Below are 25,259 nucleotides of genomic sequence, written 5' to 3' on the forward strand. Positions count from 1 at the left end.
CCCCCCCCCCCGGCCCCCCCCCCCCCCCCCCCGCCGGCGCCGCGGCACCCTCGTCGCCTGGCTGTTCCTCGCCCCGGCCCTGGTGCTGTTCCTGTACTTCAAGTTCATCCCCATGGCCCAGGGCCTGCGGATGAGCTTCTACGAGGTCCGCACCTACCTCGGCGACCGCTACGTCGGCGTCGACAACTACAGCACGATCCTGTCCGACCGGGCGTTCACCAGCGCCCTGTGGCACACCGTGGCCCTGGCCGCCGGCACCACGGTCGGCTCGCTGATCATCGGGTTCGTGCTCGCCCTGCTCGTCGAGGGCAAGGCCCGGCACCTGTGGCTGGTGCGCACCGCCGCGTTCCTGCCCGTGGTCACCACCATGGCCGCCGTCGCCGAGGTCTGGCGGATCATGTACTACCCCGGCGACTCCGGACTGATCAACACGATCGCCGGCTGGGTCGGGATCGCGCCGCAGCCGTACCTGGCCAGCGAGAACAGTTCGCTGGTGTCCATCATGGCGATGGGGATCTGGCGCGGCGCCCCGTACGACATGATGATCATCCTGGCCGGGCTGGCCGGCGTGGACCGCAGCCTGTACGAGGCCGCCGCCGTCGACGGGGCCACCCCCTGGCGCCGCCTCCGGCACATCACCATCCCCGCGCTGCGGCCCGTGTTCGGCATCCTGTTCACGCTCGCCGCGATCCGGGGCCTGCGGGTGTTCACCGAGGTGTTCACGCTCACCAACGGCGCGCCCAACGGATCCAGCGAGGTCCTGATGACCCTCATCTACAAGCTGGGCCTGCAACGCGGCGAGCTCGGCGTCGCGGCGGCCGGCTCGATCGTGCTGTTCGCGGCGACCCTGGTGCTGACCGTGGGCGTGCAACTGTTCCGCCGGAAGGACTCCCGATGACCACCGCTCTTCCACCCGTTGTGAGGTGCTGTCATGAGTGACCGTTTCGACAGTGCGCTCGGGTTGGAGTCCCGGCGCGGCCCGGGAGCATGGGCGGCCAAGCTCCTGCTGTACACGATGATGGTCGTGGTCTTCGCCGGCCCGCTCGTCGCGCTCCTGGTCGGCGCGTTCAGCCGGGTGATCGACCCGACCGGCTTCTCCCTGATCCCGAACGGCTTCACCCTGGACAACTTCGTCGAGGCCGGCCGCAAGAACGTCTACCTCTACCTGCTCAACTCCTTCGTCGTGGTCGGCTTCGGCCTGCTGCTCCAGATGCTGGTCAGCGTGTTCGCGGCCTACTCGCTGGCCCGGAAGAAGTTCCGCGGCATGGCGGTCGTGCTGATCGTCATCCTCGCGACCATGATGCTCCCCGAGGAGGTGATCATCGTCCCGCTGTCGGTGGTCCTCGCGGACATCCCGCCCTTCCACACCAATCTGATCGGTACCTACGCCGGCATGATCCTGCCCGTCGGCGCGTGGGGCTTCTCGATCCTGGTGATGACGGAGTTCATGAAGGACGTGCCGATCGAGCTGGAGGAGGCGGCCCGGATCGACGGGGCCGGCGAACTGCGCACCTTCTTCTCGATCATCCTGCCGATGTGCCGGCCCGCGCTCGGCGTGATCGGCGTGTTCGGCTTCACGATGATCTGGGACCAGTACCTGTTGCCGCTGATCGTGGCCACCGAGCCCGGTCAGTACACGCTGCCGATCGCGTTGCGCACCCTGCGCTCCGACGAGGAGGTCGGGATCGGCGTCCTGCTCGCCGCCGCGCTGCTGGCACTGCTGCCCTCCGTGTTGGCGTTCCTCGCTTTCCAGCGCCAGTTCATGCGGGGACTGACCAGCGGCGCGATCAAAGGTTAGGAGTGTCTCGAATGGACAGACGAGAAGTGTTGCGCGCGGCCGGGGTCGTCACCGGGGGAGTGCTGGGGGCGGCGTTGACGGGCGGGGTCGCGTCGGCGGGCCCGGGTGCCGCCGGGCCGCCGGCCGGCGCCGACGCGCCCGGACCCGGTGCCGCGCCCGGATCCGCCGCCGCACCCGCCTTCACCCTGATGACCACCGCCACCCGGGTGGCCGCCCGGACCGACCGCCGCCCCGTCGCCGGCGCCGTCCACGACCCGGTGGCCAACACCACCTTCATCTCCTGGGGCGGCCTCAACGAGGACAGCTACGTCCAGTCCTACGACCACGACACCCGCGTCTGGTCGGCGAAGCAGAAGGTCCTCGACGGCGGCGGCGACTCGCACAACTACCCGACGCTCGTCCTCGCCGCCGACGGCCACCTGCTGCTCTTCGTCGGCATGCACAACCAGGCCCTCGTCGTGGCCCGCGCGCCCCGGCCGCACTCGACCGCAGGCACGTGGACCGTGGCGAACATCGCCCCCGCCGCGAGCTATCCGATGCCGTTCCGCACCCCGTGCGGCCACCTGTTCGTCTTCTACCGCGAGACCAGCCAGGAGGTCGACCCGTCGGCCCCGACCGACACCCGGCCCATGCTGTACGTGCGCTCCACCGACCACGGCCGGACCTGGAAATCCTCGGCGCAGCTCACCGGGCACCCGTACGCGATCGGCTCGACGACCCGCGCGGACCACCTCAACGAGGAGTACGTCGGCCAGCTCCGCCACGATCCGGCCCGCGACCGGGTGCACCTGGTGTGGACGAAGGCCGGCGGCGGCCCCACCCAGAACGTGCACGACTACTACCACAAGGACATCCACCACGCGACGTTCGATCCGGGCACGTTGCGGTTCCGCAGCGCGGCCGGCAAGGACCTCGGTACCCAGATCGGCGACCCCGACCAGGACGGTCCCTGCCTGGTCGCGAGCACGGCCCTGGTCCGCCCGGCCGGGATGAAGTCCCCCGACTACATCCAGCTCACCGGCTGGCTCGACGACGGGAAGCCGTTCCTCGTCTGGTTCGCCTACGACGACGCGGCCGTCCCGCACGTGATGGCCTCCGTGTGGACGGGCAGCGCCTGGTCGACCCGCGAGGTGGCCACCGGCCTGCGCGCCCGCGAGATGGAGCGGGTGGGCCCGAACACCTGGCGGGTGTACTGCACCCGCCTCGGCCAGCCCGACATCCACACCTTCCTGCTCGCCTCGGGGCGGACGTGGACGGCGGAGACGACGATCCGCACACCCAGGGAGATCCAGCGGATCGACCTGGTGGCGGGCTTCCGGGACCCGGTCCGGATCCTGGCGACCGGGGCGTCCAGCGCCCGCGAGGTGACGGTCGCGGACGGGGACGTCCACACGGCGGGTCTGTAGCCGCGCCCCCGCCGCCCGCGCGGGCGAGGACAGGGCGGGCCGGGGCTGAGGGGTCCCGCCCGCCCACCTCCGCGCCCTAAGGGGCCTCGAAGGCCTCGATCGCGCGGGTGAGGCCCTTGTGCCGGTCCGAGGGGGCCAGTCCCAGGTGGTACAGGTGCAGGCCGTCGGCACCGGCGGCCCGGAGCCGACGGGCGTGCGTGGGCACGTCGTCCACCGCGGTCGGCGCCAGCACGGTCACATAGGCCCCCACGTCCACCCCGGGGCCCACCGCCGCCCGCATGGCACCGATCCCGGCAGCGGTCGCCGACGCCACGGGCCACGCGGGCACGAGCACGCCGGCCACCCCGGGCAACGGGACCGCGCCGGTGTCCGGCAGGGGCAGGCCGGGGGACGGGCCGGTCGCCCACGGGTCCGGCGACGCGTGCAGGGTCACCGGGACGCCCGCCGGCAACCCCGCCAGGACCTCCTCCCGGAGGGCGGCCGCGGCGGAGTGCCGGGTCGCCAGTACCCCCCAGGCCTCCTCCGCCCCGATCAGGTCCGCGACGGGCGCGTCGATCCCGGTGGACCCGGACAGGGCGCGCACCACGGCCCGCAGGTCCGCGACCAGCCGGTGGTCGTCGAGGCCCCGGTCCCGCCAGGCCCGCCGGCACGCGCCGCAGCAGCACACCGACAGCAGCCGCGCGCTCGCCGGCGACCAGGCCCCGTCGGTCTTCTCGTGGTGCGACAGGTGCGTGATCCCGAGCTGCCCACAGGCTTCGAGCGAAACCCCGTCGAGGGGTACGTCCCGGCACGCCTCCGCCGCGAGGGTCGCCGCGTACCCGCGCACCTCGGCCCACTGCGGGCACAGCGCGTAGGGGTAGCGCTCGCCGAAGCAGTTGACGACGGCCACGTCCGGGTGCGCCGTACCGAGCCGGGTGTTGTGGGTGAGCACCACCCAGGCGGTCACGGGCAGCCCGGCGGCGCGCAGGATCCCCGCAGCCTCCCCGAACGGGTCGCTCTCCGCCATCCAGCCGGGGGTGCGGGGCACCAGGCGCCCGGTCCACGCCTCGGGCCGCACGGGCCGGTACAGGGCCGCGTACGAGGCGTCGACGACCTGCCGGGCGGGGTGCAGGGGCGTGGCGGCCCGGCACGAGTGGTACGCCGCCGCCAGGGTCACCGACCGCACCCCGAGGCCGGCGGCGCGCTCCGGGAACGCGGGGTCGCCGAGCACGTCCCAGGGGTAGGCGTGCCCGGCCACCGTCGTCACCACCGGGGCCGCCGGTTCTCGTACCCCGGGTCGATGCTCTTCATGTATCCCAGGTCGTCCCGGGACCGGATGCCGCAGGCCAGGTAGTCGGCGTGCATCCGGGCCAGTGCCGCCTGGTCGAGTTCGACGCCGAGCCCGGGGGAGTCGGACACCACCACGGCGCCGGCCACGAACGGCAGCGGTTCGGCCACCACGTCCACGCCGCCCTGCCAGGGGGTGTGCGTGTCGCAGGCGTAGGTCAGGGTCGGGGTGGCCGCCGCCAGGTGCGTCATCGCGGCCAGGGAGATGCCCAGGTGGGAGTTGGAGTGCATCGACAGCCCGAGCCCGAACGCGTCGCACACGGCGACCAGGTCCCGGGAGCCGCGCAGCCCGCCCCAGAAGTGGTGGTCGGCGAGGACCACGCCGACGGCGCGCTGCCGGACGGCCGGTTCGAGGTGTTCGACGGCCACGACGCACATGTTCGTGGCCAGCGGCATCGACGTGGCGGCGGCGACCTCGGCCATGCCGGCGATCCCGGGCGTCGGGTCCTCGAGGTACTGCAACAGCCCCTCGGTCTCCTTCGCCACCCGGATCGCGGTCGCCGGGGTCCACGCGGCGTTGGGGTCCAGCCGCAGCGGCAGCCCGGGGAACGCGGCGTGCAGCGCCCGGACGGCCGCGATCTCCTCCTCGGGCGGGAAGACGCCGCCCTTGAGCTTGATGGACCCGAAGCCGTACTCGTCGATCATGCGCCGGGCCTGCTCGACGATGCCCTCGGGATCCAGCGCCGCGCCCCACTGGTCGGGCCCGGCCCCGGGGTGCCCGGCCCACTTGTAGAACAGGTACGCGCTGTACGGCACCGCGTCGCGGACCTTGCCGCCGAGCAGCGCGTGCACCGGCCGGCCCACGGCGCGGCCCTGGAGGTCCCAGCAGGCGACCTCGAAGGCGGCGAACACCCGGGCCCGGGTCTTCTCCCCGCTGGACCCGCCGGTCAGGCCGTGCATGTCGGGGCTGTCCACGCCCCGGGTGACGGCGGCGACCCGGCGGTCGAGGTCGTTGAGGTCGAACGGGTCGAGCCCGGTCAGGGTCGGCGCGACCCGGTTGAGGAGGTCGAGGTGCGCGGCGTCGCCGTACGTCTCGCCGAGGCCGGTCAGTCCGGTGTCGGTCCGGACCTCGACGATCGCGCGCAGCGCCCACGGCTGGTGCACGCCGGCCGCGTTGAGCAGCGGGGGGTCGGGGAACGCCACCGGGGTGACGAGCACACTGTCGACGCGCATCACGAGACCGCCTTGTGTCCGTTGTCGATGATCTCCGCCAGGCGCGCGAGGTGCGCGTCCGTCGGGTCCAGCAGGGGCGGGCGCACCCCGCCGAGGTCGAGTCCCCCCAGTCTGGCCCCGGCCTTGACGAGGGACACCGCGTACCCGGGCACCTCGTCGCGCAGCTCCGCGAACGGGCCGTAGAACTCAGCTATCAGCCGCTGGGCGGTGGCGGTGTCGTCGGCGTGCACGGCCGCGTGGAAGGCCAGCGCGATCCGGGGCGCGAAGCAGTACGCGGCCGAGGAGTAGCTGGGCACCCCGATCGCCCGGTACGCCTGGGCGGACAGTTCCGCCGTCGGCAGCCCGTTGAGGAAGCCGAACGCGTCGGCGCGCGGGTGCCCGCTGGCCCGGACCGCGGTGACGATCCGCAGGAAGGCGTCGACGTCGCCGATCCCGTCCTTGATGCCGACGACGGTGGGCAGGTCGAGCAGGGCGACGGCCGTGGCGGGGGACAGCCGCGCGTTGGCCCGCTGGTACACGATCAGGGGCAGGTCGGTGCCCTCCGCCACGTGCTCGACGTACCGCAGGTAGCCGGCCGGCGGGCTCGTGACCAGGTAGGGCGGGAGCAGCAGGAGCCCGTCGGCCCCGGACTCGGCGGCGGCCACCGCGAACTCGCGGGCGACCGCGGGGCCGCCGCCCGCGCCGGCGTACACGGGCACCCGGCCGGCGACGGTCGCCACCGCCGCGCCGACCACCTCCCGGTACTCGCCCGGGGACAGCGCCCCGAACTCGCCCGTCCCGCAGGCGACGAACAGTGCCCCCGGACCCCCGGCGAGCTGCTGGTCGAGATGCTCGCGGTAGGCCGCGAGGTCGAGCCGGTCGTCGGCGGTGAACGGGGTCAGCGGGAACGACAGCAGGCCGTCTGGAAGCATCGCGGAACTCCGGTTCATATATGTGGACGGCAGCCAGCATGCTGCACACCATGTGAGATGAAGTTATCGTTCGCTATAGTGGCGGTCAATACACGCGCGTAGATGGGGTGGACGATGGAGTCCTCGTTGGTCAAGTCCGCCGAGCGGACCGTCCGGATCCTGGAGGCCCTGGCGGCCTCCCCCGAGCGCCTGACGCTGTCCGAGTTGCAGAAACTCGTCGGCTACCCGCGCAGCAGCCTGCACGCGCTGATCCGCACCCTCGCCGAGCTGAAGTGGATCGAGGCGGACGAGTCCCGCTCGGCCTACGGGATCGGCCCGCACGCCCTGCTCACCGGCACCGCCTACCTGGACAAGGACCCGGCGCTGTCCTTCGCCCTGGAGGCCCTGGAGGACCTGCGCGCCGAGGTCGGGCACACCGTGCACTTCGCCCGGCGCGACGAGGGCCACGTGCTCTACCTGGCCAGCCGCGAGTCCCGCGAGGCGGTCCGGGTCATCTCCCGGGTCGGCCGCCGGCTGCCCGCGCACCTCACCGCCCTCGGCCAGGCGCTGCTCGCCGGGCTCACCGACGACGAGGTGGTGGCGATGCTCAGCGGCCCGCTGCCCGCGTTCACCGACGGGAGCATCACGGACGTGCCGACCCTGGTCGCCGAGCTCGACGCGGTCCGGGGCCGGGGCTGGGCCTTCGAGCGCGAACAGGGCACCCCCGGGGTGGCCTGCGTGGCCTGCACCGTGGACTACCGCATCCCGGCCAGCGACGCGATCAGCTGCTCGATGCCGGCGGACCTGCCGCAGCCCGAGGTGGACAAGGTGATCGAGGCCGTCGTGCGGCACACCCGGGCGCTCGGGGCGAAGCTGCGCAAGGAGGGCGTGCGCTAGACCGGAACCCCTTTCCCGGGTACGGGTCGGGCGCGCCGGTGACCTGCGGCGAAACACAATCCCGCTGGGCGGACTGTGCCGTTGACACGGTTCCCTCCCCGGTGGTCTGATCGCGGCGCACTCCAGGTAAGGAAGGTTATCTATCTAATGTGAGGTGCGTCGTGAAGTCCAGACCCCTTCTGCGTCTCCTGCCCACGTTCGGCTCGGCGCTGCTGGTCGCGGCCATACTCCCCGCCGGTAGCGCCGCCGCCGCTGCCACCCGCTACGAGGCCGAGAACGCCACGATCGTCCAGGGCGTGGTGGCCACCAACCACACCGGCTACTCCGGTACCGGCTTCGCCGACTCCACCAACGTGGCCGGCAGCTACGTCGAGTTCACGGTGTCCGCCCCGTCGGCGGGCACGGCCACCCTCGGCGTCCGGTACGCCAACGGGACCGCCGCCGACCGGCCCGCCGACGTGGCGGTGAACGGCACCGTGGTCGCGGCGGGCGCGTCGTTCCCGGCCACCGCGAACTGGGACACCTGGGCGACGAGGACCATCACGGCGCCCGTCCTCGCCGGTACCAACAAGATCCGGCTCACCGGCACCACCGCGACGGGCGGTCCCAACCTGGACTACCTCGACGTGGACGTCGCCGCCGCGCCGGCCACCGACTACCAGGCCGAGAACGCGGCCATCTCGCTGGGCGTGGTCGAGGCGAACCACACCGGCTACACGGGTACCGGCTTCGTCAACTACGACAACGTGGTCGGCGGCCACGTCGAGTTCACGGTGAACTCGGCGACCGCCGGCACGTACGCCGTGCGGCTGCGCTACGCCAACGGCACCACGGTCGACCGGCCGCTGGACATCGCGGTGAACGGCACGGTCGTCGCCCCGGCCGTGTCCTTCCCCTCCACCACGAACTGGGACACCTGGGCCGAGAAGACGGTCACCGCCACCCTCGTCGCGGGCGCCAACACGATCCGGGCCACCGCGACCAGCGCCGTCGGCGGGCCGAACCTGGACCGGATCAGCGTCGCGGCACCCAGCGACACCCAGCCCCCCACCGCCCCGGGCAACGCCCGCGTGGTGGGCGAGGTCCAGCCGACCCAGGTGGAACTCGCCTGGGACGCGTCCACCGACAACGTCGGCGTGGCGATGTACGAGGTCTACAACGGCGGCAACGTCCTGCAGACCGTCGGCGGCAACATCACCTCGGTGATCCTGAAGAACCTGACCCCCAACACGCGGTACGTGCTGAGCGTGCAGGCGCGCGACGGGGCCGGGAACGGCTCGGTGGGCAGCAACAACGTCGACATCACCACCCCGCCGAGCGACGACCCGCAGCCGCCGACCACCCCGACCGGGCTGCGCTCCACCAACGTCGGCTCAACCAGCGTCACCCTGGCCTGGAACCCGTCCACGGACAACGTGGGCGTGACCGGGTACCACGTCTACCGGGACGGCACGAGGTTCGCCACGGTGCCCGACCTGACGGCCACGGCCGACGGGCTGACCGCCAACACCACGTACTCGTTCGCGGTGGAGGCGTTCGACGCCAACAACAACGTCTCGGCGCGCAGCGCGGGCCTGTCGGTGAAGACCACGGGCGCGGCCGGCGGCGGGGACCCCGTCTACGACAAGGACGTCACGAAGCTCGACCTGCCGTGGGGGATCGGCTTCCTGCCCGACGGGTCGGCGCTGGTCGCCGAGCGGGACCGGTTCGAGATCGTCCGGGTGACCCTCGCCGGGCAGAAGACGGTCGTCGGCAAGGTCACCGAGGCGGTCACCACGGTCGGTGAGGGCGGGCTGCTCGGGCTGGCCGTGTCGCCGACCTTCGCCACGGACCACTACGTCTACGTGTACTACACCTCCTCCTCCGACAACCGGGTCGCCCGGTTCAGGTACGAGAACGGGGCGATCGGGGCCCGGGAGCCGCTGGTCACCGGGATCTCCAAGTCCAAGTTCCACAATGGCGGCCGGCTCAAGTTCGGCCCCGACGGGTACCTGTACATCACGGTGGGCGACGCGCAGGACGGCCAGCGGGCCCAGAACCTCAACTCCCTCAACGGCAAGATCCTCCGGGTGACCACCACCGGCGCGCCGGCACCGGGCAACCCGTTCGGCACCCGGATCTACAGCTACGGGCACCGCAACCCGCAGGGCCTGGCCTGGGACTCGATGGGCCGGCTGTGGGCCTCGGAGTTCGGCGACGGCACCTGGGACGAGCTGAACCTGATCCAGTCCGGCAAGAACTACGGCTGGCCCAACTGCGAGGGCTCGTGTTCCAACACCGCGTACGTGAACCCGGTCCGGCAGTGGGACGTCGCCTCGGCCTCGCCCAGCGGCCTGGAGATCGTCAACGACTGGATCTACATGGCGGCCGTCCGGGGCGGGCGGCTGTGGGTCATGAAGATCACCGGGAACACCACGGACACCCCGCGCGCGTTCTTCAACGGCCGGTGGGGCCGGGTGCGCACCGTCGTCAAGACCCCCGACGGCGGGCTGTGGCTGACCTCCACGAACAACGACAAGAACGGCGGCACGCCGACCGTGCTGGACAACTCCATCGTCCGGCTGTCGTTCGCGGGCGGGACGGCGCCGTTCGCGCTCACCAGCACCGCGTACGCCAACAACGGGAACATCCCGACGAAGTACACCTGTCAGCAGGACGGGGTGGCCGGCAACGACATCTCGCCACCGTTGGCGTGGGGGGCGGCCGCGGGGGCGAAGAGCTACGCGATCACCTTCGTCGACACGGCCAACAGCGGCAAACACTGGGTGATCTGGGACCTGGCGCCGACCAGGAGCTCGCTGCCCGAGGGGCTCGGCCTCGGCTACGACGTGCCCGGCCAGGCGCCCGCGAAACAGAAGGGGATGAGTACCGGGAACAAGGCCCTGCAGTTCTTCGGGCCCTGCCCGGGCAGCAGTACCCACAAATACGAGTTCACGCTCTACGCCCTCGACGTCGCCACGCTGCCCGGCGTGACCTCCTCGTCGAGCGTCGCGGCGGTGGAGACGGCGATCCTCGCGCACGACCTGGCCAGCACTAAACTGGCGGGGAACTCGGCGGCGCACACGTAGCCGCGACCCGACGCGGCCTCCTCGGGGCCGTGCGGCACCACCCGGCCGGGCTGGCCTTCCCAGCCCGGCCGGCACCACGTCGGGGAGGTCCGTTGTCCGACCGGCGGCGGGGGCCGATCCTGGCGGTCTGCTGCATGAGCCTGCTGATCGTGGGCCTCGACAACACCATCGTCAACGTCGCGCTGCCGTCCATCCGGCGCGAGTTCGACGCCTCGGTCGCGGACCTGCAGTGGACCATCGACGCGTACATCGTGGTGCTCGCCAGTCTGCTGATCCTGTCCGGCTCGACGGCGGACCGGCTCGGCCGGCGGCGTACCTTCCAGGTCGGTCTGGTGCTCTTCACCGGCGGCTCGTTCCTGTGCGGCCTCGCGCCCGGCCTCGGCTGGCTGGTCGCCGCCCGGATCGTGCAGGCGGTCGGCGGTTCGATGCTCAACCCGGTCGCCATGTCGATCATCACGAACACGTTCACCGAGCCCCGGGAACGCGCCCGCGCGATCGGCGTGTGGTCCGGGGTGGTCGGGATCAGCATGGCGCTCGGCCCGGTGGTCGGCGGCCTGCTCGTCGGTACCGTCGGCTGGCGGGCCATCTTCTGGATCAACATCCCGATCGGGCTCGCGGCGGTCGTCCTCACCGCGGTGTTCGTCCCCGAGTCCCGCGCGCCCCGGCCCCGCCGGCCCGACCTGGTCGGCCAGGCCCTGGTGATCACCCTGCTCGGCTCGGTGACGTTCGCGATCATCGAGGGCCCGGCGGCCGGCTGGTCCTCCCCGCTGATCCTCGGCCCCGGCACACTGGCCGTCGCGGCCCTCGCCGCCCTGCTGTACTACGAGCCGCGCCGGGTCGACCCGCTGCTGGAACTCCGGTTCTTCCGCAGCGCGCCGTTCTCCGGGGCCACCCTGATCGCGGTCAGCTCGTTCGCGGCGCTGGGCGGGTTCCTGTTCCTCAACACCCTGTACCTCCAGGAGGTCCGGGGCCTGTCCGCCGCGCACGCCGGGCTCGCGGTGCTGCCGATGGCCGCGATGGTCCTGGTCTTCGGCCCGCTGTCCGGCCGGTTCGTCGGCCACCGGGGGCCGCGGCTGCCGCTGCTCGTCGCGGGCGCCGCCTTCGCGGTCAGCGGGCTGATGATGCTGCCGGTGACCGTCGCGACCCCGATGGGCTGGCTGATCGGGGCCTACGCGGTGTTCGGGTTCGGCTTCGCCGTGGTCAACCCGCCGGTCACCCAGACGGCGGTGTCGGGCATGCCGCGCGCCCAGGCCGGGGTGGCCGCCGCGATCGCGTCCACCAGCCGGCAGGTCGGCCAGTCCCTCGGCGTGGCCGTCGCCGGGGCCCTGGCCGCCTCCGCGCTGGCGTCCGGGGCCGGCTCCGACGCGTTCCCGTGGTGGCTGATCACGGTGTACGGACTCGCGGTGCTCGCCGCCACGCTGCTGACCACCGGACCGGGCCTGGTCCGGCCGGAGCCGGCCGACCGGCGGGAAGCCTGAGCCCGCAGGGCGCGTGCGGCGTCCGGTGCGCCCCGCCGGCCCGGTGCGCCGGCGCCGGGGCGGGACGCCGGCACGCCGGCCGGGTCGGGGGCGACCTGGCCGGCGTGCGCGGAGGGGGTGGAGTCAGCTGTCGATGCGGAACGGGTCGCCGTAGACCTTCCAGCTCAGCGGCGGGTTCAGGTCCAGGTTGCCGGCCTTGAGGAACACCCGCTGGGCGGTGTCGACCCGGCTGGTGTCGGAGTGCGCGTCCTCGTGCTTCATCGCGACCTTGCGCGCGTCGAGGAACGCGTTGAGGTAGGCCACCTGGTCCCCGCCCTGCGACGGCGGCTTGGCCTTCTTCAGGGCGTTCTTCCGGATCGAGCCGAAGCTGTCCCGGTCGGTGCCGTTGCCGTGCATCACGATCGTGTCGTAGTAGGCGAACTGGCCCAGGGCCCACAGGCCGTCGGCCTTGGCCTGCTGGACGGCCGGGTTGAAGTACACCCGGTCGCGCTCGTCGTCCTGGGCCTTCTTGAACGCCGAGTCCTTGGCGGCCGTCGCCCAGTCCTTCTCGAAGGCCGACCCGAGCCCCGTGTGCGAGTCGGTGCCGTTGACCTTGCGCAGCGCCGGCAGGTACTTGGCGAGCACGTTGCCCGGCTTGCGCTGGGCGTACAGCTCCACGAGGTCGAGCATGTCCCCGGTGCCGGAACAGAACCCGATGATGCCGGCCGTGTAGCCGCGGCCGTCGTCGATGTCCTCGATGTACTTGTACTGCGACTTCCAGTCCAGCGAGGAGTTCTCCGCGCTGGACACCAGCTGCATGGCGATGTCCTTCTTGTGCGGGTCGTTCAGGTCCACGTGCGCGGCGTTGGCCGAGACCGCCGGCGTGGACAGGTGCGCGGACGCGGTGCTCGCCAGGACGAGGGGAGCGCCCGCGACCAGGGTCACCGCCGTCGCCAGGCCGACGATCCGATGGGACAACCGCATGGGTACCTCCTGAGGGGGGAAGGTTAGGAAGGTTACCTAACCTTCCTAACCCCCAAGGTCGTCAGTGTCAACGGGGTGGGGCAAAGCTGGCCCACCGGGCACTTCCCGGCACTTGTACTTTCCGATTGCGACAGGTCTGAAACGGAACGGAGAGCGCTCTCTGAAACGTTCCCGAACCGCTCTTTTGTGCCGTTCGGGAACAGGCGTCGACAAGTGTTGACAAGGGGGTGACGCCCTCGTTATCAATGAATGAGAGCGCTCTCAACGATCGACTGTCACCCCTCATCCGCCTCCCTCGGCGGGCAGACAGGAGAAGAACATGCAGACGCGCCAACTCCTCGCCGTCCCCCTGGCCGTGGCCACCCTGGTCGCGGCAGGGGTGGTCGCCCACCGCACCCCGGTCGCGGCCCAGGCGGCCCCCGCGGCCGCCACCTCGGGGCACCGGGCCCACGGGGATCCGGCCCGTGCCGCCGATCCGGGCCGCCCCGCCGCCAACCCGCACGCCGCCCACGCCTGGACCGTCAGCCCCGAACAGGAGGCCGCGCTCCTGGCCGTGCAGGCCGTGCCGTTGCGCGGTTCGGAGTTCCGCGCCGACTGCGCCAGCGCCAGACGGGCCGGCGACGACCCGATCGTCAAGCCCGGCCAGCCCGGGGCCTCGCACATCCACGAGTTCTACGGGAACCGTTCCACCGACGCGCACTCCACCCTGGCCTCCCTGGCGGCCGGCACCACGAACTGCGACCCGTCGGTCGACCTCTCCGCCTACTGGACGCCGACCCTCTACCAGAACGGCCGTGCCGTCGCCCCCGAGCACGTGACCGTGTACTACCAGGGCATCACGGACCCGCGGAACGCGAAGCCGTACCCCCGCGGCCTGCGGGTCGTGATCGGCAACGCGCTGGCGACCAGCCCCGACCAGAACCCGGCCGCCCGGTGGTCCTGCGTGGGCCAGTCGCAGTCCAGCCGGGACTTCCTGGCCTGCCCGCCCGGCTCGAAACTGGAGACCTATCTGGACTTCCCGACCTGCTGGGACGGCGTGCGCCTCGACAGCCCCGACCACCACGACCACATGGCCTGGGGGCTCGGCGGCGTCGGCGGCACGTGCCCGGCCAGCCACCCGGTGCCCGTGCCCCGGATGGAACTCCTGATCACGTATCCGGTCACCGGGGGCGGGCTGAGCCTGGCCGGCACCCGGAACGGGGTCAACACGACCACCGCGCCCGGGTACACGTTCCACGGGGACTTCTTCAACGCCTGGGACGCGGTGCAGCTCCAGCGCAGGGTCACCAACTGCGTCAACGCCGGGTACGTCTGCGGCAACGACGGCAACCCGATCCTGCAGTGACCGCCCCGGCCGGCGGCGGACATCCGGGGCCGCCGCCGGCCGGGGTCTCCATCCGGGGCGCCGGCCAGGATCTCCGCACGGGGCGCCGGTCGGGGTCCCCGCGCCGGCCAGGGACCGCCGCCTACTCCCCGGACCCGGTTCCGGGGCGGTCGACTACTCCCCAGGGAGGGCCCCGGACTACTCCTCACGACGGACGGCCCGCACCCCTGATCCGGATACCCTCGGAGGGCCACTACCGGGGGAGGTCGCATGGCCACGTCGAAGCCCACGCGCAAGGTGGGTTTGCGGACTCTCCTGCCCTACCTGCGCGCCTACCGGGGCACGCTGTCCGTCGTGGCGGTGCTGTCCCTGGTCGCCGCCGCCGGCACCCTCGTCCAGCCCCTGGTCACCCGCGAGCTGCTGAACGCGATCGGCGCCCGCGAGTCCTACGGGCGGTTCGTCCTGATCCTGGTGGCCCTGCTGGTCGGCGCCTCGGTGATCGACAGCATCCGGGAGTATCTGCTCCAGCGCACCGCCGAGGGCCTCGTCCTGTCCTCGCGCCGCCGGCTCACCGGCCACCTGCTCCGCCTCCCCATCGTGGAGTACGACAGGCGCCGGGTCGGCGACCTGCTCTCCCGGGTCGGCGCGGACACCACCCTGCTGCGGGCCGTGGTCACCTCCGGCCTGTTCGAGATCGTCTCCGGCGCGGTGATGGTGGTCGGCGCGGCCACCGCGATGATCGTGCTCGACCCGCTGCTGTTCGCCGTCACCCTGGTCGGGCTCGCGGCCGGGCTGGCCGCCGGGATCGGCTTCGCGGGCAAGGTCCGGCGCGCGTCGCTGGAGGCGCAGACCCGGGTCGGGGAGATGACCTCCGCCGTCGAGCGCGCCATCTCCGCCGCCCGGACCATCCGGGCCAGCCGGGCCGAGGCGCGCGAGACCGACGTGGTCTCCGCGAGCGCCCAGGACGCCTACGACGCTGGCCTGCGGATCGCCCGGCTCCAGGCCTTCATCCGGCCCACGGTCGTGACGGCGATCCAGGGCTCCTTCCTCCTGGTGCTGGGGGTGGGCGGCGCCCGGGTCGCCAGTGGACACATCACGGTCGGCGACCTGGTGGCCTTCATCCTGTTCCTGTTCTTCCTGGTCATGCCGCTCGGTGGCGCCCTGCAGGCGTACACGCAGCTCCAGGCGGGGCTCGGCGCGCTCGAACGGATCGAGGAGATCCTCACCCTGCCGGCGGAGACCGACCACGACCTCGCCATGACGGCCCCGGCGGTGGGCGGCCCGGCCGTCGAGTTCGACCAGGTCGGCTTCTCCTACGAGAACGGCGACCCGGTGCTCCGCGACATCACCTTCACCGTGCCGTACGGGACCCGCACCGCGCTCGTCGGCCCGTCCGGCGCGGGCAAGTCGACCCTGCTGTCCCTGGTCGAGCGGTTCTACGAACTCGACTCGGGCGAGCTGCGGGTCGCCGGCCGCGACGTGCGCGCCCAGCCCCGCGACGAACTGCGCTCCCACCTGGGGTACGTGGAACAGGAGGCCCCGGTCCTCGCCGGTACCCTGCGCGACAACCTGCTGCTCGCCTCGCCCACGGCCACCGACGCGCAGATGGCCGACGTGCTGGCCGCCGTGAACCTGACCGACCTGATCGACCGCACCCCGCTCGGCCTGGACGCGCAGGTCGGCGAGGGCGGGGTGCTGCTGTCCGGCGGCGAACGCCAACGGCTCGCCATCGCCCGCACCCTGCTGTCGGCCCCGCCGATCCTGCTGCTGGACGAGCCGACCAGCAACCTCGACGCCCGCAACGAGGCCGCGCTGCGCCAGGCCATCGCGGCCGTCGCGGAGAACCGGACCCTGATCGTGGTGGCGCACCGGCTGTCCACGGTGGTCGACTCCGACCAGATCGTGGTCCTCGAACACGGCAAGGTGGTCGCGATCGGGCGGCACACCGAACTGCTGGAGACCAGCCCGCTGTACCGCGAGCTGGCCGCCCACCAGTTCCTGGTCGCCGTCGAGTAGTCCGCCACGAGGCCGCCGCCCCGGCTGTGACGGCGTGCACCGCGAGGTCACTGCCGGGCCGCGACGGCGTGCGCCCCGGGGCCGGGCTCGGACGGGGAGCGGCGGGCCGGTCACCTCGGCCGGTCGCGCCCGGGCGGCCCACCGCCACCCGGGCGCACGTCGACGCCGGTCAGAGCCCTGTGACGACCCGCCACACCGGCAGGTAGAACGGCTGGTCGGGCTGGCCCGTCAGGTAGCCCCGGAAGCCCAGTGACGTCGCCACCGTCACCTCCGCCGCCGAGTCCCCCTCGTACACGGCCGAGCAGCCGCCCGCCTGGCCGAGGGCCCGGGTGAACAGGGCCGGCGCGGGCTTGCGTTCGGCGTCGGTGCGGGGCAGCAGGATCCGGCCCTCGAAGTACGACCAGACGAACGGCTCCGGCTCGGTCCAGGTCGCGGCGATGTACGCCTTCAGCGCCTCGATCCGCGCGGCGTCGTCGGCGCCCCAGGACGGCGGGATGTTGCTGATCAGCCCCAGCGGCACGCCGAGCAGGCGCAGCGTGCGCAGGTGCCGGAGCGCGCCCTCCTCGTAGCGGAAGTGGGTCGGGTCGGAGGAGTCGACGAGCACGTCGCCGAGGTCGAAGTAGACGACCGCGCAGCGGGTCGTGAGGGGCGCGGGCCCGGCGGCCGCGTGGGCCGGGAGCGCGGGGGCGAGGAGAGCCGCCGCCGCGACCAGGACGGTCGCGAGACGGGAGGGGAATCGGATCATGCCATCCATCATGACCGATCACACACCGCCGGTATAAGACCGGTCACACCGGGCGTGAAACATGAATGCCAGCGAAAAACACAAAAGCACCGAAATTTGTACCCTCTAAAAAGGACCAATCCGGGCAAGATATTCGCGTGTGACGCCAGCTACAGATGGGTATCAATTGACCATTACCCCCGGTGTGCCCCAAACTCCGCAGGGTCGAAAAACGGGCGAGCGAGAGAGGACTCCATGGTGGACAGGACGGCGACAGAGGAGACGGACGCGGCGGTGAGGGCGGTCGTGGGGGAGCGGCTAACCCTCGAGGCGTTCGACCAGCTGGCCGGAAGGTTGTCCGGGCACTCGTTCGTCAAACTGGTCGTGGACCGACCCGCCGAGCGGATCCACTTCCTGTCCCAGGGCGCCTACGGCTTCCACGCCTACTACATCGCGGCGGAGATCCTGCACATCGGGCGCGACGAGCTCGAGGCCAACGTGGACGCCTTCAACCAGCGCTTCTACCACGACCCGGACCGCGACCTGTACCTCGGCCTGCTCGCCCTGCACACCCGGGTGAACCCGGAGACGGGTACCGAGCGGCGGTTCTTCTCCCTGGAGACCGTCGAGGTGGACACGATGTCGGCGGAGATGCTCCGGTGGTTCCACGGCTTCGTCCGCGCGCACGTCGACCCCGCGCTGCCGCTGCTGTTCAAGCCGGCGACCCACCTCCAGGAGCAGTACCTGGCGGAGATCCCCGCCGCCGAGGTGCCCCGGATCTCCGCGCACGAACTCTTCTCCGACGCGCCGTTCGTCGCGCTGCAGCCGGGGGTCGCCGAGGGCCGCCTGCGCGCCTTCCGCGACGCCCGGGACTACGACCGCGCCGAGCCCCTGGAGTGGTACGACATCATCGCCATGGAACGGGTGCCCGACGACATCCCCCGGCTCGCCGGCATCATCAACGCCCAGCACACCACGCCCCTGTCGCACACCAACGTGCTCGCGGCCGGCTGGCAGATCCCGAACGCCATCCAGCTCGACGTGCTCGACCGGATCGCCGACGAGGGCCTGGACGGCAGGTGGGTCCGCTACGAGGTCACGCCCGACGCGGAGCAGATCGGCCTGACCGTGGTCGACGCCCCGGCCGAGGTCGACCGGCGGCCCGCGTGGGTGGCCCAGCGGGTCACGATGGAGAGCCCCGAGGTGCTGTCCAACCCGATCGTGCCCCTGGGGGAGCTGCGGACCTCCGACCGGTACCGGTACGGGACCAAGGCCGCCAACCTCGGGGAGCTCCAGCATCTCCTCGCGCACCGGTCCGACCGGCTGCTCGGCTTCTACCAGGTGCCCCGGCCGCCCCGGGACAACCTGCTGCCGTACCTGGAGAAGCTGCTCGGCGCCCCCGACCTGCTCCCGGCCGCGCACCGCCTCCTCAACGACACCCTGTACGTGCCGCGCGGCATCGCCCTGCCGTTCTCCCTGCAACGGGAGTTCCTGGAGTCCTCGCCGCGGATCCAGCAGACCATCGGCAAGCTCAAGATGGCCCTGGAACTCGACGCGCACGAGGTCGACGCGCTGGCCCTGGAGTTGCAGCGCGCGATCCGGGCCACCCGGATGCCGGAGCCGATGCGCCGCCGGATCGACGGGGCGATCGTCGGTCACCTGGGCGGGGTCGGCAGCTTCGTGGTCCGCAGCTCGTCCAACGCCGAGGACCTGGCCGGCTTCTCCGCCGCCGGGATCTACGAGTCCGTCAACCAGGTCACCACGGCCGACCAGGTGGTCCGCAGCGTCACCGACGTGTGGGCGTCGCTGGTGTCCCCGCGCAGCGTGCGGCTCCGCCAGCAGGCCGGCATCTCCCTGGACGACGCGTACATGGGGGTCGTGATCCAGGAGGAGGTGGCCGCCTCGATGGGCGGGGTGCTGGTCACCACCAACCCGTTGCGGCGCGCGGACTTCCGCAACGTGTACGTGAACCTGTCCGAGAAGTCCGTCGGGGACATCGTGTCGGGGACGGCCGCGCCGATGCAGTACCTGTTCAACACGGTCGAGGGCGGCGGGCGGACCCTGTCCCTCGGCGACGCCGACCGCGACCTGGGCGACGACGCCCGCGAACTGCTCGGCCGACTCGCGGTGGCCGGCCGGCTGCTCCAGGCGCACTTCTCGCCCGACTACACGTTCGCCGAACCCGTGGACATCGAGTGGGTCAGCGACGGGGACCGGGTGGCCGTCGTGCAGCTGCGGCCCTACGCGAGCTGACCGTGACGGCGACCCTCGCGCCCGCCCCGGCCGTCCGCCGGGTCGTGGGCCTCACCTACGGCTTCCAGTTCTTCTTCGGCCTGCTCGTCTGGGTGCCGGTCTTCTACTCCTACCAGCGGCTCGTGGGGCTCAGCAACGAGGAGATCCTCGGCATCCAGAGCATCTACTACCTCGTGTTCTGCCTGTTCGAGATCCCGACCGGGCTGTTCGCGGACCGGTTCGACTACCGGTGGAGCCTCGGCGCCGGCGCGGGCGTCCTGCTCGCCGCGAACCTGCTGCCGATCGCCGAGCCGTCCTACGCCGGGTTCCTCGCGCACTGGCTGCTCGTGGCCCTGGCCCGGTCGCTGGTGTCGGGGGCGGCGAGCGCGTACCTGTTCGAGTACCTGCACCGGGCCGGGCGCGGGGAGGACTACCAGAAGACCGAAGGGCGGAGCCGGGCGTACAGCCTGGTGGGCAAGATCGCGGTCTGGCCGGTGGCGGGCCTGCTCCTCACCTGGCACATGACCTCGGTGTACTGGCTCACCGCGCTCAACGCCGCCGTCGCGCTGACCCTGGTCCTCGGCCTCCCGAAGCTCCCGGCCCCGCCGCCGGACGCAGCCGCGGGCCCCGACGGCGCGCCGAGCGACCGTTCCGGCGCCGTGCCCTCGGTAGGAGCGGGCGGCTCCCGCACGGCGGTGGCGACCGGGGCGGCCCCGCCCGAGGGGAAGGTCTCCCTGGGCGCCACCCTGACCGGCGCGTTCACCCAGCTCCGCACCTCCCGGATGCTCGTCCTGATCATGCTCCAGGGCGTGGCCATCTTCACCCTGGCCCGGATCGGCCAGGTCAACCTCTTCCAACCCATCCTGGAGTCCAAACACGTCCCGCTGGCCTGGCACGGCCTGGTGATGTCCGCGATGACGGTCTTCGAGGTGCTCGGCGCGGCCCGCAGCCACCGGGTCCGCAAGGTTCTCGGCGACCTGCGCGCCGTGTTCGCGCTGACCGCGGTGATGGCCGGCGCGCTCGCGCTCGTCGTACCCGTCGGAGTGGCTCTGGTCGTGGCCTGTCTGTGCGTGTTCTCCCTGGCCTCGGGGCTGTCGTACCCGATCCAGCGCAAGTTGCTCAACGAGGCGATCACGGACTCGCGGTACCGGGCGACCCTGCTGTCCGCCGAGTCCATCCTCGACCGTCTGGTGTGCGCCCTCGTCGCGCTCGCCCTCGGCGTGTACCTGGCCCACGGCCGGCTCGACGCCTTCCTCGGCCACGCGGCACTCGGTGCCGGGCTGCTGATGGCGATCCTGGTGCCGCTGTTCATGCTGGCGCGCCGCCGTACCCATGGAGGTTCGTGATGTTGATTTTCGTGGAGGCCGGGATCGCCGGCACCGGCCTGTCCTGCCTGCGGTGGGCCGCCGACGCCGGCCTGGACCCGGCCCTGGTCACCAGCGACCCGTCCGTCTACCGGGACGTGCCCGACGGCGACCTGCTCGGCGTGCTGGCGGCCCGGGACCGGATTTTCGAGGCGAAGGACACCGACGGCGACGAACTCGACCCCGGGCTGCTCGACTGGGCCCGCTCCGGGGACTCCGGGATCGGCGTCGTGTGCGTCGGGGACCGCAATCTGCCGTTCGCGGCGACCCTGGCCGAGGCGCTCGGCGCGCCGTTCCCGTCGGTGCGGGCCGTCGCGACGTTCCGGGACAAGCGCGCCGCCCGGCACGTCTACACCGAGCTGGGCATCCGCTCGCCGCGCTGGACCCCGGCGGCCGACGCGGACGAAGCGGTGGCGCTGTTCGAGCAGGTCGGGCCCGTGGTGCTGAAGAACGTCAAGGGCGCGGGCAGCCTCGACGTGCTGCTGTGCCGGACCGCCGAGGAGGTCCGCGCGCACCACCACGCGCTCGCCACCGGCGGCCGGTACCTCGACGGGGAGCTGATGGCCGAGGAGTTCGTCACCGGCCCGCTGCTCAGCGTCGAGACCGTCGTCACCGACGAGCGCTGCGTGCACCTGGGCGTCACCGACCGCCAGCTCGGCCCGCGCCCGCACTTCTGCGAGGTGTCCTACACCTTCCCGGTCATGGCCCCGCCCGCCGCCCGCGCCGAGATGGAACGCGCCGTCGAGGCCTGCGTCCGGCACTTCGGGCTCACCGGGTTCCTGCACTCCGAGTTCATCCTGACGGCCGACGGGCCGGTGCTCGTGGAGATCAACGCGCGGCTCGGCGGCGGGCTGCTGGCCCTGATGATGACCGACTGCCTGACCGTGCCCAGCTGGGAACTGCTCTGCCGGGCCGCGCTCGGCCAACCGGTTCCCGTGCCCGAACACACCGGCCGGTACGCGAGCGTCGTCACCGTCTACCCCGAGTCCGCCGGCACCGTGGAATCGCTGGTCGAGCCCGGGACCGTGGCCGCCAACCCGTTCGTGGTGGACGTGGTGTGGAACGCCGGCCCCGGCGACCGGGTCGCGCCGGCCACCGACTACCGGGGCTCGCTCTGCCAGATCCGGACGGTGGCGGACGCGCCGGCCGTGGCGTACAACGCGGCCCTGACCGCCGCCCGGGACGTCCGGGTGAACCTGGTTGCGGACGGCCGGAGGCGGGGCTAACCTCGAACGATGATCCGCGCCATGCAGTCGACGACGACGCCAGGACCTCCCTGGCGACGGACCGACGCGCGGTAACCCACGCGAACGACCAGCCCCGGGGCATGTGCCCCGGGGCTTCGTCGTCGGTGTGTGTGCCCCGTTCCCCGAAGGAGCACACGCCATGAGCGCCAGACTCGCCCGCGACCTGGGCCTGATCCACAACCACCCGCTGATCGGGGCCGGCCTGCCCGTCTGGCTGCCCGCCGGGGCCGCCGTCCGGTCCGCGATCGAGGACTACGTGCGCGGCCTGGAACGCCGGGCCGGCCACCAGCAGGTCTACTCCCCGCCGATCGGCAAACGCGAGCTCTACGAGCTGTCCGGGCACTGGCAGCACTTCGCCGACGACATGTTCCCCGTGATGGACGACGAGGTGCTGCGGCCCAGCCTGTGTCCGCACCACGCGCTCGTGTTCGCCTCCCGGGGCCGGTCCTACCGCGAACTGCCGGTCCGGATCAGCGAGATCGGCCAGATGTTCCGGGCCGAGCGCTCCGGCGTCGTCGGCGGGCTGAACCGGGTGCGGTGCATCACCCTCAACGACGCGCACCTGTTCTGCGCCCCCGACCAGCTCGACGCCGAGGTCGGCTCCGTGCTCGACCTGATCGGCGAGTGCTACGCCCGGCTGGGCATCTCCGGGCACCGGTACCGGCTGTCGCTGCGGGGGCCGGGTGCGAAGTACGTCGAAGGCGACGCGATGTGGGCGCGCGCCGAGGGCATCCTGCGCGCCGCGCTCGTCGACCGGGGCCTGGCGTTCGAGGAACTGCCCGGCGAGGCGGCGTTCTACGGACCGAAGATCGACATCCAGGTACCGGACGCCGCCGGTCGCGAGTGGACCCTCTCCACCGTCCAGCTGGACTTCCACAAGCCGGAGCGGTTCGACCTGTCCTACACCGCCGCCGACGGCTCCCGGCAGCGCCCGGTCATGATCCACCGGTCGTTGGTCGGCTCCATGGAACGCCTGCTCGGCCTGCTGCTCGACCAGCACGACGGCGCGCTGCCCGCCTGGTGCGCCCCGGTCCAGGTCGCGGTGCTGCCCGTCGCCGACGCGGACCCCGGGGAGTTCGTGGCGGCGGCCCGGGCGGCCGGCCTGCGGGTCGAGGTGCACGCCGACGGCGGCCTGGGCGCCCGGGTGGCGAGGGCGACCGCCGACCGGGTGCCGTACGTGGCCGTGATCGGGGCCCGCGAGGCCGCCGCCGGGGCCGTGTCCCTCCGGGTCAGGGGCCAGGCGGGGTCCGACGTGCTGCCGGTATCCGACGCCGTGTCCCGGATCGGCCACTGTGCACCCTGAACGGCTCCGTCCACAGTGTTCTTTATGACAGCCACAGGCGATAGGGTCGGTCGACCGTTTGATCTGACATGGGAGGCACCCTTGCCCAGGAGAGTTGCGGTACTCACCGCGGCGTTCGCGCTCGCCCTACCTCTGGTTGTCACGGCCGTCGCCGTCCCCGCGTCCGCGGACCCGGGTGCCCCGGCGGCGGCCAGCAAGATCCCGAGCCTGGTCGCCGACCGGGTCGCCCAGATCCGCGCGGCCGTCGGCACCCACCGCGGCCTGCGCGGCGGTGGCCTGTCCGACGCGCAGCGCGACACCCTGTCCGCCGGCTACCTGACCATCTCGCCGGCCGGCGGCATCGACCTCACCCTGCACGCCACCGGCCCGGTCGGCAAGGCGGAGGAGCAGGCGCTGCGCGACCTCGGCGCGACCGTCGTACGCAGCTCGGCCGAGTTCGCGAAGGTGCCCGGCGTGACCCTGCCGGAGGCGGGCCTCGTGCACGCCGTCGTGCCGTACGACAAGGTCGACGCCGTCGCCGGCCTGGGCTGGGTCGCCACCCTGCGGCCCACGCTCAAGCCGCAGGTCGACGCCGACCCGCAGCTCGTCGCCGAGGCCGTGCCGCTGCACCGCACCGACGTGGCCAACAGCCGGGGCTTCACCGGCAAGGGCCAGAAGGTCGGCTTCATCTCCGACGGCGTGTCCAGCCTCGCCGAGGCCATCGCGCGCGGCGAGCTGCCGGCCGACAGCCAGGCGCTCGCGGTCGGCGAGGGCGACGAGGGCACGGCGATGATGGAGATCACCCACGACATGGCGCCGGACGCGAAGCTGGCGTTCCACACCGTGGGCGAGGACCTGACGTCCTATGTGGCCGCGTTCCACGCGCTCGCCGCGTCCGGCGCGAACCTGATCGCCGAGGACATCGCGTTCGACGACGAGCCGGCGTTCCAGCAGGGCCTCGGCGCGGCGACGGCCGAGAAGCTCGCCCAGCAGGGCATCTGGGTCAGCTCGTCCGCCGGCAACCTGGGCGCCAAGCACGCCACCCGGGCCCCCGCCGTCGGCACCGGCCGCACCCCCGACGGGGTCGCCGGCGGCTACGCGAACTGCCCGACCGCGCCCCGCAACACCGTCAACCTGCGCGGCGGGGACAACACCTACGACGTGATCATCCGGCCGGGCGGGGCGATCCTGCCCACCCTGCAGTGGAGCGAGCCGCGCGCCATCTACCCGACGATCGGGCAGGGCGGCTTCACCAACCTCAACCTGTACCTGATGAAGGCCGACGGCTCCGACTGCCTCGCGTCCAGCACCAACGTGCAGGCCAACGGGGTCGGCGACTCCATCGAGCAGCTGATCTTCGAGAACACCACGGGCGCGAACATCCCGGCGAAGATCGTCGTGGACGTGGCCGGCACCTCCTCGGCGGTGAAGGTCCCGACGTTCGACCTGCGCTGGCGCACCGCCCTCGTGACGGCCGTCGACCCGGGTGACCGGGCCGGCTCCCTGAACCCGGACTCGAACTACCTCGGCTTCGCGACCAGCGCGGGCGCGGTGGCCTCGAACGTCTCCACCAACCCGGCCACCATCCCGCTGGAGACCTACAGCGCGGCCGGCCCGGTGCAGATCGGCTCGACCACGGTGTGCGCGTCGGGCGTCGGTCCGTGCACGGGCGTCGCCGGCGGCGGCTTCCGGTCCTTCGTCGGCCCCGCGTGGGCCGCGGCGGACGGCGTGACGGTCAGCGGGGTCGGCGGCTTCGGCTCCGGCACCTGCCCGTCGAACGTGCAGGGCGGCTGCCGGTTCTTCGGCACCTCGGCGGCGGCGCCGTCGGCGGCCGGGGTCGCGGCGCTGATCCGGGAGCAGATCGGCGCGAGCCAGTCGCCGCTCACGGTGAACCGCACGATGTACGCGCTGGCGCTCAAGCGCGCCGGCGACCCGGGCTTCGGCGCGGGCGTGCTGCGGGCGACGACCTACTAGACGGGTACGAGGAGCCCGCGCGGCCGGTCCGGGGCACTCTCCCCGGGCATGGTCACGCGGGCTCTTTCCGTAGCCGGCGGGGGAGCCGCGCGTGCCG

Annotated in this window: 18 protein-coding genes; 13 read left to right on the plus strand and 5 right to left on the minus strand. The window is 72.5% G+C overall.

The annotated features are described in order from the left end of the window. Window positions 1-82: 82 nt before the first annotated feature. Genes PT931_RS31445 through PT931_RS31455 form a run of 3 tightly spaced genes read left to right on the plus strand, consistent with a single transcriptional unit; the run spans window position 83 to window position 3,204 of the window. Complete coding sequence (locus PT931_RS31445) at window positions 83-898, plus strand: carbohydrate ABC transporter permease (RefSeq protein ID WP_456249343.1); 816 nt, start codon at window positions 83-85, stop codon at window positions 896-898. A 33-nt stretch (window positions 899-931) separates the two neighbouring features. Continuing rightward, window positions 932-1,798, plus strand: coding sequence for a carbohydrate ABC transporter permease (locus PT931_RS31450; protein ID WP_456249344.1), 867 nt, complete (start codon window positions 932-934; stop codon window positions 1,796-1,798). A gap of 11 nt (window positions 1,799-1,809) precedes the next feature. Next, window positions 1,810-3,204 carry a BNR-4 repeat-containing protein gene (locus PT931_RS31455; RefSeq protein WP_456249345.1) on the plus strand — a complete coding sequence of 465 codons (1,395 nt, stop codon included), beginning with the start codon at window positions 1,810-1,812 and terminating at the stop codon, window positions 3,202-3,204. 76 nt (window positions 3,205-3,280) lie between these two features. Here the strand turns inward: PT931_RS31455 and PT931_RS31460 are convergent, their stop codons facing one another. From PT931_RS31460 to PT931_RS31470, 3 genes are read right to left on the minus strand one after another with little or no spacing between them, the layout of a single operon-like run. Continuing rightward, window positions 3,281-4,453, minus strand: coding sequence for a hypothetical protein (locus tag PT931_RS31460; protein WP_456249346.1), 1,173 nt, complete (start codon window positions 4,451-4,453; stop codon window positions 3,281-3,283). Beyond that, window positions 4,447-5,703, minus strand: coding sequence for a glucarate dehydratase family protein (locus tag PT931_RS31465; RefSeq protein WP_456249347.1), 1,257 nt, complete (start codon window positions 5,701-5,703; stop codon window positions 4,447-4,449). Before PT931_RS31465 ends, PT931_RS31460 begins: the two co-directional genes overlap by 7 nt. Further along, complete coding sequence (locus PT931_RS31470) at window positions 5,703-6,614, minus strand: 5-dehydro-4-deoxyglucarate dehydratase (protein WP_456249348.1); 912 nt, start codon at window positions 6,612-6,614, stop codon at window positions 5,703-5,705. The genes PT931_RS31465 and PT931_RS31470 overlap by 1 nt, the downstream gene beginning before the upstream one ends. A gap of 102 nt (window positions 6,615-6,716) precedes the next feature. Between PT931_RS31470 and PT931_RS31475 the strand changes: the two genes are divergently transcribed. From PT931_RS31475 to PT931_RS31485, 3 genes are all read left to right on the plus strand, one after another. Next, complete coding sequence (locus PT931_RS31475; protein ID WP_456249349.1) at window positions 6,717-7,490, plus strand: IclR family transcriptional regulator; 774 nt, start codon at window positions 6,717-6,719, stop codon at window positions 7,488-7,490. A gap of 161 nt (window positions 7,491-7,651) precedes the next feature. Further along, window positions 7,652-10,558 (plus strand): YbhB/YbcL family Raf kinase inhibitor-like protein, encoded by a 2,907-nt coding sequence (locus tag PT931_RS31480; RefSeq protein ID WP_456249350.1) that lies wholly within the window; start codon window positions 7,652-7,654, stop codon window positions 10,556-10,558. A gap of 92 nt (window positions 10,559-10,650) precedes the next feature. Then, the gene (locus PT931_RS31485; RefSeq protein WP_456249351.1) at window positions 10,651-12,036 is read left to right on the plus strand and encodes an MFS transporter; all 1,386 of its coding nucleotides are present in this window, start codon (window positions 10,651-10,653) and stop codon (window positions 12,034-12,036) included. 123 nt (window positions 12,037-12,159) lie between these two features. Here the strand turns inward: PT931_RS31485 and PT931_RS31490 are convergent, their stop codons facing one another. Then, window positions 12,160-12,999, minus strand: coding sequence for a chitosanase (locus tag PT931_RS31490; protein WP_456249352.1), 840 nt, complete (start codon window positions 12,997-12,999; stop codon window positions 12,160-12,162). 319 nt (window positions 13,000-13,318) lie between these two features. On the opposite strand from PT931_RS31490, the gene PT931_RS31495 reads away from it, so the two are divergent. Continuing rightward, a complete protein-coding gene (locus PT931_RS31495) occupies window positions 13,319-14,344 on the plus strand; it encodes a DUF1996 domain-containing protein (protein ID WP_456249353.1) in 1,026 nt (341 codons plus the stop codon). 249 nt (window positions 14,345-14,593) lie between these two features. Continuing rightward, on the plus strand, window positions 14,594-16,339 hold the full coding sequence (locus PT931_RS31500; RefSeq protein ID WP_456249354.1) for an ABC transporter ATP-binding protein: 1,746 nt from the start codon (window positions 14,594-14,596) through the stop codon (window positions 16,337-16,339). A 169-nt stretch (window positions 16,340-16,508) separates the two neighbouring features. Here PT931_RS31500 and PT931_RS31505 read toward each other — a convergent pair whose 3' ends face one another. Next, the gene (locus PT931_RS31505; RefSeq protein ID WP_456249355.1) at window positions 16,509-17,084 is read right to left on the minus strand and encodes a hypothetical protein; all 576 of its coding nucleotides are present in this window, start codon (window positions 17,082-17,084) and stop codon (window positions 16,509-16,511) included. Window positions 17,085-17,318: 234 nt separating this feature from the next. Between PT931_RS31505 and PT931_RS31510 the strand changes: the two genes are divergently transcribed. The 5 genes from PT931_RS31510 (at window position 17,319) to PT931_RS31530 (ending at window position 25,162) form a co-directional block, all read left to right on the plus strand. Next, a complete protein-coding gene (locus tag PT931_RS31510; RefSeq protein ID WP_456249356.1) occupies window positions 17,319-19,316 on the plus strand; it encodes a PEP/pyruvate-binding domain-containing protein in 1,998 nt (665 codons plus the stop codon). 2 nt (window positions 19,317-19,318) lie between these two features. Continuing rightward, the gene (locus PT931_RS31515) at window positions 19,319-20,641 is read left to right on the plus strand and encodes an MFS transporter (protein WP_456249357.1); all 1,323 of its coding nucleotides are present in this window, start codon (window positions 19,319-19,321) and stop codon (window positions 20,639-20,641) included. Beyond that, window positions 20,641-21,885, plus strand: coding sequence for an ATP-grasp domain-containing protein (locus tag PT931_RS31520; RefSeq protein WP_456249358.1), 1,245 nt, complete (start codon window positions 20,641-20,643; stop codon window positions 21,883-21,885). The genes PT931_RS31515 and PT931_RS31520 overlap by 1 nt, the downstream gene beginning before the upstream one ends. A 160-nt stretch (window positions 21,886-22,045) precedes the next feature. Then, window positions 22,046-23,209 (plus strand): threonine--tRNA ligase, encoded by a 1,164-nt coding sequence (gene thrS / locus PT931_RS31525; RefSeq protein WP_456249359.1) that lies wholly within the window; start codon window positions 22,046-22,048, stop codon window positions 23,207-23,209. 81 nt (window positions 23,210-23,290) lie between these two features. Then, on the plus strand, window positions 23,291-25,162 hold the full coding sequence (locus tag PT931_RS31530) for a hypothetical protein (RefSeq protein WP_456249360.1): 1,872 nt from the start codon (window positions 23,291-23,293) through the stop codon (window positions 25,160-25,162). The last annotated feature ends 97 nt before the right edge of the window (window positions 25,163-25,259 follow it).

The organism is Longispora urticae, assembly GCF_053902585.1.

Bases quoted from the DNA above. Each gene is read 5' to 3' on its own strand.
- PT931_RS31450 (WP_456249344.1), top strand. From the start codon at position 932: ATGAGTGACCGTTTCGACAGTGCGCTCGGGTTGGAGTCCCGGCGCGGC.
- PT931_RS31455 (WP_456249345.1), top strand. From the start codon at position 1,810: ATGGACAGACGAGAAGTGTTGCGCGCGGCCGGGGTCGTCACCGGGGGA.
- PT931_RS31465 (WP_456249347.1), bottom strand. From the start codon at position 5,703: ATGCGCGTCGACAGTGTGCTCGTCACCCCGGTGGCGTTCCCCGACCCC.
- PT931_RS31470 (WP_456249348.1), bottom strand. From the start codon at position 6,614: ATGCTTCCAGACGGCCTGCTGTCGTTCCCGCTGACCCCGTTCACCGCC.
- PT931_RS31475 (WP_456249349.1), top strand. From the start codon at position 6,717: ATGGGGTGGACGATGGAGTCCTCGTTGGTCAAGTCCGCCGAGCGGACC.
- PT931_RS31490 (WP_456249352.1), bottom strand. From the start codon at position 12,999: ATGCGGTTGTCCCATCGGATCGTCGGCCTGGCGACGGCGGTGACCCTG.
- PT931_RS31495 (WP_456249353.1), top strand. From the start codon at position 13,319: ATGCAGACGCGCCAACTCCTCGCCGTCCCCCTGGCCGTGGCCACCCTG.
- PT931_RS31500 (WP_456249354.1), top strand. From the start codon at position 14,594: ATGGCCACGTCGAAGCCCACGCGCAAGGTGGGTTTGCGGACTCTCCTG.
- PT931_RS31505 (WP_456249355.1), bottom strand. From the start codon at position 17,084: ATGATCCGATTCCCCTCCCGTCTCGCGACCGTCCTGGTCGCGGCGGCG.
- PT931_RS31510 (WP_456249356.1), top strand. From the start codon at position 17,319: ATGGTGGACAGGACGGCGACAGAGGAGACGGACGCGGCGGTGAGGGCG.
- PT931_RS31520 (WP_456249358.1), top strand. From the start codon at position 20,641: ATGTTGATTTTCGTGGAGGCCGGGATCGCCGGCACCGGCCTGTCCTGC.
- thrS (WP_456249359.1), top strand. From the start codon at position 22,046: ATGAGCGCCAGACTCGCCCGCGACCTGGGCCTGATCCACAACCACCCG.